Origin of the sequence: Bacillus sp. UNCCL81, from assembly GCF_900112535.1 — a bacterium.
Classification (GTDB): Bacteria; Bacillota; Bacilli; order Bacillales; family Bacillaceae_G; genus Gottfriedia; species Gottfriedia luciferensis_B.
Genome location: NZ_FOMF01000003.1, coordinates 448,944 through 463,955, shown reverse-complemented (window position 1 = coordinate 463,955; position 15,012 = coordinate 448,944). Strand labels below are relative to the sequence as shown.

Annotated in this window: 15 protein-coding genes; 1 reads left to right on the top strand and 14 read right to left on the bottom strand. The window is 34.1% G+C overall.

The features are described 5' to 3' along the window. Nucleotides 1-12: 12 nt before the first annotated feature. From fapR to BM319_RS08025, 6 genes are all read right to left on the bottom strand, one after another. Nucleotides 13-579: a transcription factor FapR gene (gene fapR, locus BM319_RS08050; protein WP_025568940.1), complete on the bottom strand. Its 567-nt coding sequence runs from the start codon at nt 577-579 to the stop codon at nt 13-15. Between the two features lie 103 nt (nt 580-682). Next, nucleotides 683-2,731: an ATP-dependent DNA helicase RecG gene (gene recG, locus BM319_RS08045; RefSeq protein WP_091022144.1), complete on the bottom strand. Its 2,049-nt coding sequence runs from the start codon at nt 2,729-2,731 to the stop codon at nt 683-685. After that, nucleotides 2,731-3,612: an L-serine ammonia-lyase, iron-sulfur-dependent, subunit alpha gene (sdaAA, locus tag BM319_RS08040; RefSeq protein WP_025568942.1), complete on the bottom strand. Its 882-nt coding sequence runs from the start codon at nt 3,610-3,612 to the stop codon at nt 2,731-2,733. The genes recG and sdaAA overlap by 1 nt, the downstream gene beginning before the upstream one ends. Nucleotides 3,613-3,629: 17 nt before the next feature. Then, entirely contained in the window at nt 3,630-4,292 is a 663-nt protein-coding gene (gene sdaAB / locus BM319_RS08035; protein ID WP_091022142.1) for an L-serine ammonia-lyase, iron-sulfur-dependent subunit beta, read from the bottom strand. Nucleotides 4,293-4,640: 348 nt separating this feature from the next. Continuing rightward, nucleotides 4,641-6,329, bottom strand: coding sequence for a DAK2 domain-containing protein (locus tag BM319_RS08030; RefSeq protein ID WP_025568945.1), 1,689 nt, complete (start codon nt 6,327-6,329; stop codon nt 4,641-4,643). Nucleotides 6,330-6,352: 23 nt separating this feature from the next. Then, entirely contained in the window at nt 6,353-6,715 is a 363-nt protein-coding gene (locus BM319_RS08025) for an Asp23/Gls24 family envelope stress response protein (protein WP_025568946.1), read from the bottom strand. 348 nt (nt 6,716-7,063) lie between these two features. Here BM319_RS08025 and rpmB point away from each other — a divergent pair, with 348 nt between their 5' ends. After that, on the top strand, nt 7,064-7,252 hold the full coding sequence (rpmB, locus tag BM319_RS08020; protein ID WP_025568947.1) for a 50S ribosomal protein L28: 189 nt from the start codon (nt 7,064-7,066) through the stop codon (nt 7,250-7,252). Nucleotides 7,253-7,349: 97 nt separating this feature from the next. Here rpmB and spoVM read toward each other — a convergent pair whose 3' ends face one another. The 8 genes from spoVM to rsmB all read right to left on the bottom strand — a co-directional run bounded on the left by spoVM (nt 7,350) and on the right by rsmB (nt 15,011). Then, the gene (gene spoVM / locus BM319_RS08015) at nt 7,350-7,433 is read right to left on the bottom strand and encodes a stage V sporulation protein SpoVM (RefSeq protein ID WP_049813551.1); all 84 of its coding nucleotides are present in this window, start codon (nt 7,431-7,433) and stop codon (nt 7,350-7,352) included. A 94-nt stretch (nt 7,434-7,527) separates the two neighbouring features. Then, nucleotides 7,528-8,169: a thiamine diphosphokinase gene (locus BM319_RS08010; RefSeq protein ID WP_175495584.1), complete on the bottom strand. Its 642-nt coding sequence runs from the start codon at nt 8,167-8,169 to the stop codon at nt 7,528-7,530. A gap of 92 nt (nt 8,170-8,261) precedes the next feature. Continuing rightward, nucleotides 8,262-8,906: a ribulose-phosphate 3-epimerase gene (gene rpe, locus BM319_RS08005; protein WP_025568808.1), complete on the bottom strand. Its 645-nt coding sequence runs from the start codon at nt 8,904-8,906 to the stop codon at nt 8,262-8,264. Nucleotides 8,907-8,908: 2 nt separating this feature from the next. After that, a complete protein-coding gene (gene rsgA / locus BM319_RS08000) occupies nt 8,909-9,790 on the bottom strand; it encodes a ribosome small subunit-dependent GTPase A (RefSeq protein ID WP_025568809.1) in 882 nt (293 codons plus the stop codon). 20 nt (nt 9,791-9,810) lie between these two features. Beyond that, the gene (gene pknB, locus BM319_RS07995) at nt 9,811-11,805 is read right to left on the bottom strand and encodes a Stk1 family PASTA domain-containing Ser/Thr kinase (protein ID WP_091022298.1); all 1,995 of its coding nucleotides are present in this window, start codon (nt 11,803-11,805) and stop codon (nt 9,811-9,813) included. Between the two features lie 8 nt (nt 11,806-11,813). Continuing rightward, entirely contained in the window at nt 11,814-12,566 is a 753-nt protein-coding gene (locus tag BM319_RS07990; RefSeq protein ID WP_025568811.1) for a Stp1/IreP family PP2C-type Ser/Thr phosphatase, read from the bottom strand. 4 nt (nt 12,567-12,570) lie between these two features. Beyond that, on the bottom strand, nt 12,571-13,662 hold the full coding sequence (rlmN, locus tag BM319_RS07985; RefSeq protein WP_025568813.1) for a dual-specificity RNA methyltransferase RlmN: 1,092 nt from the start codon (nt 13,660-13,662) through the stop codon (nt 12,571-12,573). Nucleotides 13,663-13,664: 2 nt separating this feature from the next. Continuing rightward, a complete protein-coding gene (gene rsmB, locus BM319_RS07980) occupies nt 13,665-15,011 on the bottom strand; it encodes a 16S rRNA (cytosine(967)-C(5))-methyltransferase RsmB (protein WP_069034528.1) in 1,347 nt (448 codons plus the stop codon). Nucleotide 15,012: the final 1 nt, after the last annotated feature.

Sequence of the window (15,012 nt, the reverse complement as noted above, 5' to 3'; positions counted from 1 at the left end):
CTTGTTCACTTCCTATTCTTCAATACTTCGGTGGTACATTTCGAACAAGCCATGGAATACATGTTCTTTTTCAACATAGCCATTGATATCAACTGTCGTACGCCTCGGATCTCCTTTTTGCGGTAAAACCTTTGCCTTCGCAATTACTCGGTCATTTGTTCTTACTGGTTTAATAAAAACAAAATTGGATTTAGCTGTAAGAGCTAAATCATCATGAATAACTGCAACTGCTAAAGAATTAGCCTGGGCAAATAAGTGATGACCTCGGGCAATTCCATTTCTACTAAAAGTATGCTCTTCCTTAACGTCAAATATAGAAATGGCACTTTCGTTTAAATGAATATCAATAACTTCACCGATTATTTCATCTACTGGTAGTGATTTTACATCTTCTAATTGCTGAGTGGCAACATTTTTGATGCGCTCCCTTAACTCAGGAATTGATAACTCAAGACGATCAAGACGAATAGTTTGTATGCTCACAGATAACTGATTAGCTAAATCTTCATCTGTAATAAACGGATTTTCTTTTATAATTTTTTTTAACAATTCATGACGATCTTTTTTATTTCTTCTCATATTACATACCTCAACTACTAATTTGTGACCAGGTATTAAATACAGTTTATATTAAAAATCCACGTATTACAATAGTTTTTTGACAAACTTTTAATACCTAGTACTAATCTAATTTTTCTGAATTAAATATTCCCGTTCTATCTAAGTACATTCTTAATCCTTGATATTCATTAGCTTTCCAAAATACATCTGAATTAACAAGTAATGTTGCATCATTTCGTGCAACTTCTAATGCACGATAGTCATGTACCATATCTGCCATTTTAAATTCAGGTACACCACTTTGTTGTTTTCCAAAGAAATCTCCTGGTCCTCTAAGCTCTAAATCTTTTTCACTTAACTCAAAACCATCGTTTGTTTCTGTCATGATTGTTAGTCTTTCTTTTCCTACTTCACTTTTTGGATCGCCAACTAAAATACAATATGATTGTTCTGAACCTCGTCCAACTCGTCCTCTTAGCTGATGTAATTGTGAAAGTCCAAATCGGTCTGCATCATAAATAACCATCACAGTTGCATTCGGTACATTTACCCCTACTTCTACAACTGTTGTTGATACTAATATTTGAACCTCATTCGCTGCAAATGCCTTCATCACGTCATCTTTCTCTGTTGATGAAAGCTTTCCATGCATCAAACCGACCTTCGCCGTATTTTGATAATGAAAAGATAGAACACTATGTAAATCTAATGCATTCTGAAGGTCTAGTTTCTCTGACTCCTCGATTAGTGGACAGATTAAATATACTTGTCGTCCATTTTTAATTTCTTTACCGATAAAATCTAAAACGCGATCAAACATTTCTTGTTTAACCCAATACGTTTCTATTTTTTTACGACCTGCCGGATATTCATCAATAATCGAGACATCCATTTCACCAAAAGCTGTTATTGCCAAAGTTCTTGGGATTGGAGTTGCTGTCATAAATAAAACATCTGGAAAATAGCCTTTTTCTCTTAAAACTCTACGTTGACCAACACCAAACCGATGTTGTTCATCTGTAATTACAATACCTAATTTATTAAATTGAACCTCATCTTGAATCAAAGCATGAGTTCCGACTAAAATATGTACTTCACCGTTTTTTAATCGTTCTAGGATTTCACGACGCTTTTTACCTTTTACAGAACTTGTCAGAAGCTCAACATTTACTCCAGTATGTTGTAGCATTTTTGCTAAAGATTCAAAATGTTGCTCAGCTAAAATTTCTGTAGGCACCATTAATGCACCTTGGTAACCATTAAGTGTACATGCATACAATGCAATGGTAGCGACAACGGTTTTTCCCGACCCTACATCACCTTGTAATAAGCGATTCATTCGATAAGGACTTTCTAAATCTGAGAATATTTCTTGTACAACTCTATTTTGAGCTGATGTCAGAGGAAATGGTAAGGATTGGATTAGTTGTTGAATTTTTTCAATATTTAATGTTTTTGGGATACCTTTTGATTGATTACGCTGAATTTTTCGAAGTGCTTGCATTTTTAGTTGAAACAGAAAAAACTCCTCATAAACAAAGCTTCTTCTAGCTTGTTTTAAACTATTCGCATCAATTGGATGGTGAAGTAATCTCATTGTTTCTGAACGATTTAAAAGTTTATATTTTTGAATTAGTTCGTTTGGCACTAAGTCATTTATTAAATGTCCATATTTTTTAAAAGACTGCTCGACAAATTTACGTATTGTTTTTACAGACATTTTTCCCTTAATTGAATAGACAGGCTCAATTTCATGACTATTCGTACGAGAACCAAATACGAGGTCTGATAATGAAATGGTTTGTTTATGTTGATCCCACTTGCCAGAAACAGTAACATGCTCATTTAAGTTTAACTTTGTTTTAAAATACGGTCGATTAAAACAAATAACAGTAATTAAGTATCGATCCACTAAAAGTCGAAATGTTAGACGAGATTTATTTTTGCCAAAATATTGAAGAAGAGGAGCGCTATGAACAATCCCCTCGACAGTCACGCGCTCTTCATGCTTCACTTCTGATAAATCCTTATTTCGAAAATCCTCATATCGATACGGTAAATATTCGATTAAGTCATTTATAGTAAAAATACCCATATCATTTAATTGTGTTTCAGTTTCCTCGCCGACACCACTTAATACAGATACTTTTTGTTCAAGTTCAATACTCACTATTTTTTTAGCGAAACACCAAATATTTTTGCTTCTAATTCACGTCCTGTTGGCGTTGCCGCTAGTCCTCCTTCTGCAGTTTCTCTTAGCGCAGATGGCATTGTTTGTCCAATTCGATACATAGCATCAATTACTTCGTCACATGGAATACGACTTGTAATACCTGCTAATGCCATATCTGCTGCTACCATTGCGTTAGCAGCACCCATTGCATTACGCTTAACACATGGTACTTCTACTAAACCTGCAACAGGGTCACATACTAAACCAAGCATATTTTTTAATGTAATGGCAAATGCTTCAGCACTTTGACTTGGAGTACCACCAGCCATTTCAACGATCGCAGCTGCTGCCATACCACTTGCAGAGCCTACTTCCGCTTGACAGCCACCTGCAGCACCTGAAATTGACGCATTATTAGCTACAACAAAACCGAAAGCACCAGATGCAAATAAGAATTCAATCATTTGCATTCGAGTAGGATTTAATTTCTCTTTTACAGCAAAAAGGGTTCCAGGAACTACACCAGCAGAACCTGCTGTTGGTGTTGCACAAATCGTACCCATTGCAGCATTTACTTCATTTGTCGCAACCGCTTTACTAACAGCATCTAAAAGTAAATGGCCTGAAAGGAAATTACCTTTTGCAATATAATTTTGAAGTAATACAGCGTCTCCGCCTGTTAAACCTGTTGGCGAGTGAACACCTGCAAGTCCTCTTTCAACTGCCTTTTCCATAACAACAAGATTTTGCTCCATTTTACCGATAATCTCTTCACGGCTTCTTCCTGTAAATAACATCTCTTGTTGAATCATTATTTCTGAAATTTTAACATTTTTTGATTCAGCTAATTCAACTAATTCAGCAACATTTTTAAACATATAAGTTCCCCCTCTCCTTAATCAACCATTTTCGTAACACGAATGATATGTGGTAAAGATTCAATTTCTTTAATTACTTTATCATCTAGATCTTGGTCGACCTCAATTGCCATCAAAGCAATTTGTCCGACTTCTTTACGTGAAACTTCCATATGGCCAATATTTACAGCATATTTCATTAGGACATTTGTTACACCAGCAATCGAACCAAAACGGTCATTGTGCACAACAAGAATTGCTGGGTAATTACCCGAAAGTTTTAGTTCAAATCCATTCAATTCAATAATTTCAATTTTTCCACCACCGATTGAAATTCCTACTAATTCAAATGGTTGGTCATCATCGAGAATCGAAATTTTCACTGTATTTGGATGCTCCGTTACTGCATCTTCTTCAATGAATTCAATTGACATCCCTTTTTCTTGTGCAATATTTAATGATTCTGGAATACGCTCATCGAATGTATCAAAATCCAATAGACCACCAATAAGCGCAACATCTGTCCCATGTCCACGATATGTTTTAGCAAATGAACCATATAATGAAATCAAAATCTTTTTAGGTTCTTTTCCATAAAGATTTCTTGCTACACGACCAATTTTAGCCGCTCCAGCTGTATGTGAACTAGAAGGGCCAATCATAATTGGACCAATTATGTCAAAAACACTTTTATATTTCATCACGTTTCCCCCAATACGTTATTGTAAAAGCGTATTATATTTAGTTTTTGTTTTGTTAGTACAAATCATTTATATAAAAAGTTGGTATTATGGACAAAACAATGTCCACCTTATAGTGTAATACGAAATTCTACAGAGTTCTACGTTATTTTACAATACAACTTAAATAATTTACAAAAAAGAAGACTAAATAAGCAATTTGTCGATTTCCTTTCCAAGTTACTCCCTTTTTTGGGGAGAGAGCAGAGTCCCCTCTGCGCGCCTGCTTAGTCCTTTCCAAAAGAGTATTTAATAGTGTAAAACAACAAATAAAAAGAAGAAGTGCATCCCACTTCTTCTCTTTGTTTTTTATTCAATTGAAAAAATATACGAATATAAAGGCTGATTTCCGTTATGAACTTCAACTTCTAAATGATCAAAGCTCTCTTCGGCAAATTCAACCAATTTTGAAATTTCTTCATCTGATACATCTTGACCATATAAGATTGTTAATATTTCAGAATCTTCATCAATCATATCTTGTAATAATTTTTTTGCAGCCTCTAATTGATTTGCATCTGTTGTAACAATTTTACTTTCAAGGATTCCCATGAAATGATCTTTTGTTATTTCTACGCCATCAATTTCAGTATCTCGAACCGCATAAGTTATTTGACCTGTTTTTACTGTCTTTAATGCATCTTGCATTCCTGATTTATTTTCAGCTAATGATGCAGTAGGATTAAATGCTAATAAAGCTGACATACCTTGAGGTACTGTTTTAGACGTTACAACTGCTACATTACATTCTGCAACAGATGCTGCTTGCTCAGCCGCCATCACGATATTTCCGTTGTTAGGAAGTACAATAACATTTTCTGCGTTACATTGTTCAATTGCTTTTACAATGTCTTCTGTACTAGGATTCATTGTTTGACCGCCTTCAATTACAACAGTTGCCCCAATACTTTCAAATAATGCTTTAATCCCTGATCCCATAGCTACCGTAACGATACCAAATTCTTGTTTTTCAGTAGGTTGTGTAGACTCATTTTTAGAAGGAGATTCATTTGAAACCTCTTCATGTAGTAAGTTAGTATGTTGTTCGCGCATATTTTCAGCTTTTAGTTTTAAAAAGCTTCCAAAACGTTGACCTAAATTAAATACTTCCCCAGGGTACTCAGCGTGAATATGAACTTTTACAATTTCATCATCAGCAACTACTAATAAAGAATCACCCCATGCACTTAACTCTTTACGGAAAGTGTCTATGTCAAAAGGATGTTTATTTAATTTTTCTTTTTCAAATCGCACCATAAATTCAGTACAATATCCGTATACAATGTCTTCCGTATTTAACATACTTTGTACATTTCGATGTTCTGCTTCAACAAGTTCCTCAAGTGAAAGAGTCGCCTCAGCACCTTCTAAGGAAATTTCTTCACCTTTTAATGATGCTAAAAATCCTTCATAGACAAGTACTAAACCTTGGCCTCCGCTATCGACTACACCAACTTGCTTTAACACAGGTAGTAAGTCTGGGGTACGGTTTAATGATGCATTTGCTTCAATAATTGTTTCCTCAAGAAAAGGAATAAATTCTTCATGTGTTTTTGCTATGACAACTGCTTTTTTTGCTGTTTCTCTTGCAACTGTTAAGATTGTTCCTTCAATAGGCTTCATAACAGCTTTATAAGCAGTTTCTACCCCTGCTTCTAATGCTAAAGCAAAATCAGTTGTTGAAATTGTATCCTTTGATTCAATCGATTTAGAAAAACCTCTAAATAATTGAGAAAGGATTACACCAGAATTTCCACGCGCCCCCATCAATAAGCCCTTTGCAAAGCTTTGACCAACTTTCCCTACATGACTATTTGGTTTTTCTATTACTTCCTTAGATCCAGAAGTAATAGAAAGATTCATATTTGTTCCAGTATCACCATCTGGTACCGGGAATACATTTAATGAATCTACAAATTTTACATTTTTCGTTAAGTTATTTGCACCTTGAATCACCATATCTGCAAATAATTTACCGTCAATACGTTTTATCGACACAAATTCTCCTCCTTAATGCGTCTTTACAGGTTAGCTACTTTCACACCTTGAACAAAAATATTAACAGAGTCAACTGATAATCCTAATGTTTGATCAAGAGTATACTTCACTTTATTTTGTACGTTATTAGCAACCTCAGAAATCTTCGTACCATAGCTTACAATTATGTACATATCGATATTAACGTCCTCACCTACTTGGCGAACAATAACACCTTTTGTAAAGTTATCTTTTTTTAGGATTTCTGTAAGACCATCCTTAATTTGTTTCTTAGAAGCCATTCCAACAATACCGTAACAATCAACGGCAGCTCCACCAGCAATTGTAGCGATCACATCTGTACCAATCTCGATTGTTCCATATTGAGTTTTCATTTCTAATGACATATTTTGGTCCCCCTTATTGGATAATCCAAGTATAGTTAGTTATACTACTTACTTATTATTGTATACCTTTTTCCAAAATAATTCTATTGACTCACTACTATTATTAGCATTTCAATAATATTCATGGTTAATTATAGAAAATACAATTTTTAAAGAATTTCTTTTAAGGTAAGTCGGGTGGTCCCTCTTTAATATTTTGTATATCAGACATTTCGATGTCAAGGTTTTTTTCTTGAACAACTTACCAATAACTGTTGCATTAAGTAGAGCGGTATGATAAATTATAGTAGTGTTTGAATGAAAATAATCATTGAAATGTTATTCCGTTTTTTGTTAGGAGGGAAATAGATGGCTCGTGTTTGTGTAATCACAGGAAGAAAGTCTCGTTCTGGTAACAGTCGCTCTCACGCTATGAATGCTTCAAAACGTACTTGGGGTGCTAACCTTCAAAAAGTTCGTATTTTAGTAAACGGTAAACCAAAGCGTGTTTACGTTTCAGCGAGAGCATTAAAATCAGGTAAAATTGAACGCGTTTAATTTATTAACGTACTAAAAAGCATAGCGATCCGCTATGCTTTTTTACTTTTTTTATGATACCTGTTGCCTCTAACCAAAATACTCTACTCCAATTAAGCTAAGCGTCTTTTTTAAATGTACTCAGCATGGCGCGAACAAGTCCGCCAAGAAATCTAGGTAATTTAATCGTATAAAATCTCATGCTTTCCCTCCTACAAGCTTTCTAGCATTTTTAAGGAAAAGATTAATCCTATTACATTCTACTTGCGTTGAGCGAAAACTATGACATGAAATTGTTAATCTTTGCTCCTTACTACTAATGCTATGCCTTCGCTAAATGAAATAGACCCTTCACTCTCTAGTAGTTCATTGCTTACACATAGTGATGATCCAATTTCCAATAAATGATTAGTTAGTGGGTATTTAAAGCCCTTTAAAGTTAAATTTACTACATTAGCACCTAATGAAAAAAAGGATACGTATTTAAAATGCTGCAGTTTACTAATGAAATGGGTACCTTGCAAAATGACATATATTTCGTTATATTCATCAACGATTTTTATTGGAACACCAGAATTCATAAATTTTATTAATAATGTAATACTTCCAAACTCATGATCTAAACGTTTTCCGGTAACACAATGGATAAAAATCTTTTCTGGTTTTTGTTTAATTGCCCATTGAATAGCAAGTTCTAAATCTGTTTCATCTTTTTCAGGAGGGTAAATAAAAACATTTGGAACAAGCCCTTTTAACTTTTCTAAATTCTCATTACTTAAAGAATCAAAATCACCGAATATTGCCTCTGGAATTAATCCTTCTTCAATTAAGTAATGAGCTCCATTATCTACGCCAATCAGTATCTGGTTTTCGTCTTTCTGAGTAATTTCAGTAATTGTATTTGATTTCGGTCCTGCACCTACAATATGTATAATCAATTTTTCTTCCACCTTTAAAAAAAATGCAATCGAATGTCGATTGCATTTTTTGTTTCATAATTAGATTTTCCATGCAATTTTAGATGATTACATTACCCTCTAATTTTCGCTATAGCTTCTTTTCTGTCTTCCTTATTATAAACTGCTGAACCGGCTACTAATACGGTAGCACCTGCTTCTATACAAATTTTAGCCGTATGCTCGTCAACGCCACCGTCTATTTCGATTTCAACTGATAAATTGCGTTCTTTAATCAAGTTAGCAACTTGTTTAATTTTAGGAACAACTGATTGAATAAATTTCTGTCCTCCAAAGCCTGGATTTACGGTCATTAAAAGGACCATATCGACATCATCAATAATCTGTTCAATTGTTGAAACTGGAGTCGCTGGATTAAGAACTACACCTGCTTTAATGCCAAATGATTTAATGGTTTGGATCGTGCGATGTAAATGTGTACACGCTTCAACATGAACCGTAATAATGTCCGCTCCAGCTTTTACAAATTGCTCTATGTATTGATCTGGTTTTTCAATCATTAAATGTACATCAAGTGGAAGCTTCGTCACAGGTCTAATTGCTTCTACAATCAGTGGTCCAATTGTGATATTTGGTACAAAATGACCATCCATTACGTCGACGTGTATATAATCTGCCCCTCCACGTTCTACATCTAATATTTCTTCTCCAAGTTTAGCAAAATTCGCTGAAAGGATTGATGGTGCAATTTTAACCATGATTAATACCTCGGCTTTCTATCTCTTATTTCTTCTATGAATGATACATAATGATCATATCGTTTAGGAGAAATTTCCCCACTTTCAACCGCATCTTTTACAGCACATTTTGGTTCTTTTAAGTGGGTACAACCTCTAAATTTACATTCTTGACTTTTTTCTCGCATTTCCACAAAACAATAAGATAAATCTTCGGATTCGATTCCCATAAATTCCAATGAACTAAAACCAGGAGTATCTGCAACTAGACCCTGTCCAATTTTTATTAATTCAACATGTCTAGTTGTATGTTTTCCTCGTCCTAAATGAGAGGAAATAATACCCGTTTTTAAATCAAGCTCTGGATTAATCGCATTTAGTAAAGTTGACTTACCTACGCCAGATTGTCCTGCAAATACAGATATTTTATTTGACATATGTGGAAGTACTTTTTCTAATCCTTCCTCAGTTTTTGAAGAAGTTAAACATACTTCATATCCAATTTGGCGATAATAAGAAACGTATTCGTACACTAGTTTTAATTGTGCTTCTGAACACAAATCAATCTTCGTAATGACAATTAAAGGTTTAATTTCATTAAACTCAATTAATACAAGGAATCGATCTAATAATATTGGAGAAAAATCGGGCTCTACTGCTGAAAAAACTAAAATTGCTTGATCAACATTTGCAATTGGAGGTCGAACAAGTTCATTTTTTCGCTCTTTAATTTCAAGTAAATAACCTTCTCCACTTTTTTCGATATGATATTCTACTTCGTCTCCAACTAAAGGTGTTATTTTCTTATTCCGAAAATTTCCTCTACCACGACAAGCAACAACTGTCTCATCTGTTTCAACATAATAGAATCCACTCAATGCTTTTATGATTTTGCCTTCTGGCATATACTCACTCCTACAACTCTTTAATTCGATGGATAAGGTACATCTCTTTCTGCAATAACTTGACCATCTTTAACAATTTTATAGGAAGCAGTTTGTCCAGGATCAATTGTCACTTCTACTGGTATAGTAGTTGTTTCGGTGATCGATTTTGAAATTGCAGGTTTTTCACCATTATTATTTTTATCCCTAATATATACCTCAATTAGCTGAGGTGAACTAGGATTAGTTGGTGTATATGGTACTTGTATATTGATTGTTACTTTTTTCGTCTTTTCTTTTTGTTTTCCAGAAGAAATAACGATATTTAATGTATCCCCTTCTTTTACTGCAACGTTAGCAGATGGAGATTGAGAAATAACATGATTTTCAGCAACAGTTCCAGAATCTTCTTTCGTTACGTTAAGCTTTAGGTTATTGTCACCTGCATAGGTTTCAACATCTTTTCTAGACCATCCTTTTAGGTCACGAAGAGTGATCGTTGATGTCCCTTTACTTATCCATACATTTAAATCCGTTTCTGATGGAACAACTTCAGCCCCAACGTTCGGAGATTGGTCGATTATTTCACCTTCCGATTCATCACTTTCGATAAAATGCGTTGAAACAGAACGATAATCGTCTTGTAATCGAGATTTTATCGTGTTGTATTGAAACCCTTTTAGGTCTTCCATCTCATTACTTTTTTTACCTTTTGATTTATAAATCGTTATCGATGAATTTTCTTTAACAGTTTCCCCAATATTAGGCGAAGTTTTAACGACTTTCCCTTCATCAACTTCATCATCAAAAATTTCTTTCGGATCGCTTATCTTTAACCCTTTTGATGCAAGTAACGTAACCGCACTTTCGTATGTCATATCCTTTACATCTGGAATTTCTACGTCTTCAGGTAAAAATAATGCAGGAATCAAAGTTATCGCTAATAAACCACCAATTAAAAGTGCAATAAATGTACCTATAATAAACTTTGCAAAAGAATTTTTCTTCTTCCGTTTTAATTTATCAGGTTCTTTTACGACAGCCTCTTTTTTGATTGGCTCTTTTTTGATTGGTTCTTTTTCTTTATTTGATTTTTTCTTTGATGGTACGACAACCGTATCATCATTAGTTGAAACTGGAATATCCTTTATGATCGGAATTACCTTCGTTTCATCATCATTTGAAGGAATCACAAAAGGTTTTTCATTCAAACGATTACTATCTAAAGCAGTTTGTAAATCAAGCTTCATCTCATCTGCAGTATCATATCGATAAAAGATATCTTTGGCAGTAGCTTTTAAAACGATATTTTCAACGCTTTGAGGTATTTCTGGGTTAAATTTTGTTGGCGGTGGAACTTCGCTTTGTAAATGTTTTAATGCGATCGCAACTGCACTCTCACCCGAAAAAGGAAGTTTTCCTGTTAAAAGCTCAAACATTACAATTCCTAAAGAATAAATGTCTGACTTTTTATTCGCAACTCCACCTCTTGCTTGCTCAGGTGAAAGGTAGTGAACAGAACCAAGAACTGAATTTGTTTGTGTAATTGTTGCAGCTGTAGAAGCTGTTGCAATTCCAAAATCAGTTATTTTTACATTTCCTTCTTTATTGATTAAAATATTTTGCGGTTTTACATCTCTATGAACGATTTGAAAATGATGCGCATGTGCTAATGCTGAGGCTAATTGTTCCATAATCCTCAATACTTCTTTTGGCTTTATAGGTGTATGATGCTGAATATACTCCTTTAAAGTCTCACCTTCAACGTATTCCATGACGATATACTGTAATCCATCTTCTTCCCCAACGTCATATGAACTTACGATATTTGGATGAGATAGCGAAGTAACTGAATATGCCTCACGTTGAAATCTTCTTAAGAAGTCAGGGTCGTTTGAAAAATCAGCTTTTAACATTTTTACAGCTACATCTCGATCTAATATCATATCACGGGCTAAATAAACGTTTGCCATACCGCCAACACCAATTAATTTTAAGATCTTATATCGGTCGTTTAGGCGTCTACCAATCATCACGCTCATCATCACCCTTTCTCTATATTTCTAGGCTCAAACTTAATAATGGCAAGGGTGATGTTATCTTCTCCACCAAGATCATTTGCGATTGAAATCAATTGGTTACCGAGAATCTCAATTGGTAGATTTTCATTTAATTTTTCATTAAAAAGTTCATTTGATATTTTATTTGATAAACCATCTGAACATAAAATGATTAAATCATCTTCTTCCCAAGTTAAAGTTTTAATATCAACATCAACTGTTTCCTCAGTACCAAGTGCTCGCGTTATAACATTTTTACGAGGATGAATTTCTGCATCCTCCATAGAAATTTGACCAAATTTAACGAGTTCAGCGACAAAAGTATGATCTTCTGTTATTTGCTTAAACCCTTCATCATTCCTCAAATAACTTCTACTATCACCTACATGTGCAATCGTAAAAAATAAAGGAGTACAAATAATCGCTTCAAGGGTTGTCCCCATACCCTTGCACTCTTCATTTTGCTCTGAATGAACTAATAGATTTGTATTTAATTGCGCTACAATATTTTTTAGCCATGATTCGGCTTCTACTGGTGTTTCAAAATTACTAGTATTTTTCCACTCTGCTTCAAGGAAATTGATCGCCATCATACTTGCAACTTCACCCGCTAAATGGCCACCCATACCGTCAGCAACTACAGCTAATACGATTCCTGAATCGTTCGTAAATATACCTACGCTATCTTCATTATGCTCTCGAACTTTCCCCGTATCAGTTTGAAAAAAAGTTTGCATTGTTTCACCTCGTCTCCTCTTTACGCTCCTTTGCACGCAACTGTCCACAAGCTGCATCTATATCATGACCTTGTTCACGACGAATTGTAACATTAACTCCATTATTTTTAAGTACTTTTTCAAATGCAAAAATTTGTTCCTTTGGTGTTCTTACGTAATCTCTTTCAGGTACATAGTTAACTGGGATTAAATTAACATGACATTTAACTCCTTTAAGTAACCTAGAAAGTTCTTCAGCATGCTCAACTTGGTCATTTTCACCACCGAATAAACCATATTCAAACGTTACACGTCTACCTGTTTTTTCAACATAGTAACGAACAGCGTCCATTAAATCCGGTAATTTGTATGCACGATTAATTGGCATTAATTTAGAACGTAACTCACTGTTAGGAGCATGTAATGAAATCGCGAAATTAATTTGAAGTCCTTCATCAGCAAAGTTATAGATTTTTGGAATGATTCCGCTTGTTGAAACTGTAATATGTCTTGCACCAATGTTAAGACCTTTATCAGAATTAACAATTCTTAAGAAATCCATTAAACCATTATAGTTATCAAATGGTTCGCCTATACCCATAACTACGATTGAGCTAACTCTTTCTTCAACTTCATCAATAGCACGTTGTACTTCTAATACTTGTGCAACGATTTCGCCTGCTTCAAGATTTCGTTTTAAACCGCCAAGAGTCGATGCACAAAAAGTACATCCAATTCGACAACCTACTTGCGTCGTTACACATACAGAATTGCCATAATTATGTCTCATTAAAACAGTTTCAATTGAATATCCATCATGTAATTCAAATAAAAATTTCATAGTACCATCTGAAGAGGTTTGTTTAACTAATGTTTTTAATGTCGTTATTGTAAAATTCTCTTCAAGTAACATACGTAGCTCTTTTGGAATATTTTGCATTTCTTCAAAGCTTTCAACTCGTTGTACGTATAGCCAATTATAAATTTGCTTTGCACGGAAAACCTGCTGCTTTTGCGCCTTTAACCAATCCTCTATATCACTCACTTTTAACGAGTAAATTGAGGGTTTATGAGTTTTTTCTATTTTGACTGAATTTGTAGTATTTTCTAATTTCAACGTTACACCTTCTTCCTTAATCTTGCAATAAAAAATCCATCCGTTCCAAAATAATGTGGTAGTAGCTGTACATACCCTTTTTGAACTGATTTATTTTCATTTAATTTTTCCGGAACATGATCAATTAATGAATGATCTAATTCATAATCATGATGCTCATCTAAAAAAGCTTCGACCACATCAATATTTTCTTCATGTCCAACTGTACAAGTGCTATATACTAAAGTTCCACCTGGCTTAACTAACTTTGAAGCTTCGTCTAAAATAGACTTCTGAACTCTTTGTAAATTCGTTACATCAGTAGCATTCTTTTTTAATAAAATATCTGGTTTACGACGAATAACCCCTAAACCAGAACATGGAGCATCTACTAATACTTTGTCAAATAATCTTCCTTCAAACTCTTCAGGTGCTTTTCTTGCATCTAGAGCTTTCGTTTCTATATTATCTAACCCTAAACGATTAGCTTGTTCTTTTATTAACTTTACTTTATGCTTGTGTAAATCTAATGAAGTGACTGATCCAGTACCGCCTAACAACTCAGCAATATGTGTTGATTTCCCTCCAGGTGCTGCACATGTGTCTAATATATCTTCACCTTTTTCAACTCCAAGTGCTTGTGCAACTAACATCGAGCTTTCATCTTGAATTGAAAGGAAACCTTCTTTAAATGCATTCGTATAAGCAACATTTCCTTTTTGGATTTCTATTGCAAATGGAGACAGTTTCCCTTCCTTAACCTGTACTCCTTCATCTTCTAGCATTTTTAGCACTTCTTCTCTTGTTGCTTTCATTGTATTGACCCTTGCAGTTTGAAACGGTGGAAGTATGTTCTCTTCACAAATTTTTCTAGTTTCTTCTTCGCCGAATTCTTTTACCCATTGTTCAATTAACCATTTAGGATGATTTGTTTCAATTGAAAGCTTTTCAATTGGGTCCTTTATTTCATCGATTGATCGTAAACCATTTCTTTGAATATTTCTTAAAACCCCATTTACTAAAGAAGCAATTCCTTTATGCCCTCGCTTTTTAGCAATATTAACAGCCTCATTTAAAACGGCATGAGGAGGTATACGATCTAAAAAATGCAATTGATATAAAGAAAGTTTTATTAATATATAAACCCATTCTTCTAATTTCTTCTGATTTTTTATAAATGGTTCTAAATAAAAATCTAACAATTGATCTCTTTGAATAGTACCATAGATTATTTCTGTTAATAATCCCGAATCAGCAGAAGATAAATCATTCTTTTGAATATAGTTATTTACTAACAAATTACTATACGATTGATTTTTATAAACTGAAAGAAGAGCCTCTAAGGCAATCTCTCGTACATTTTTACTCATG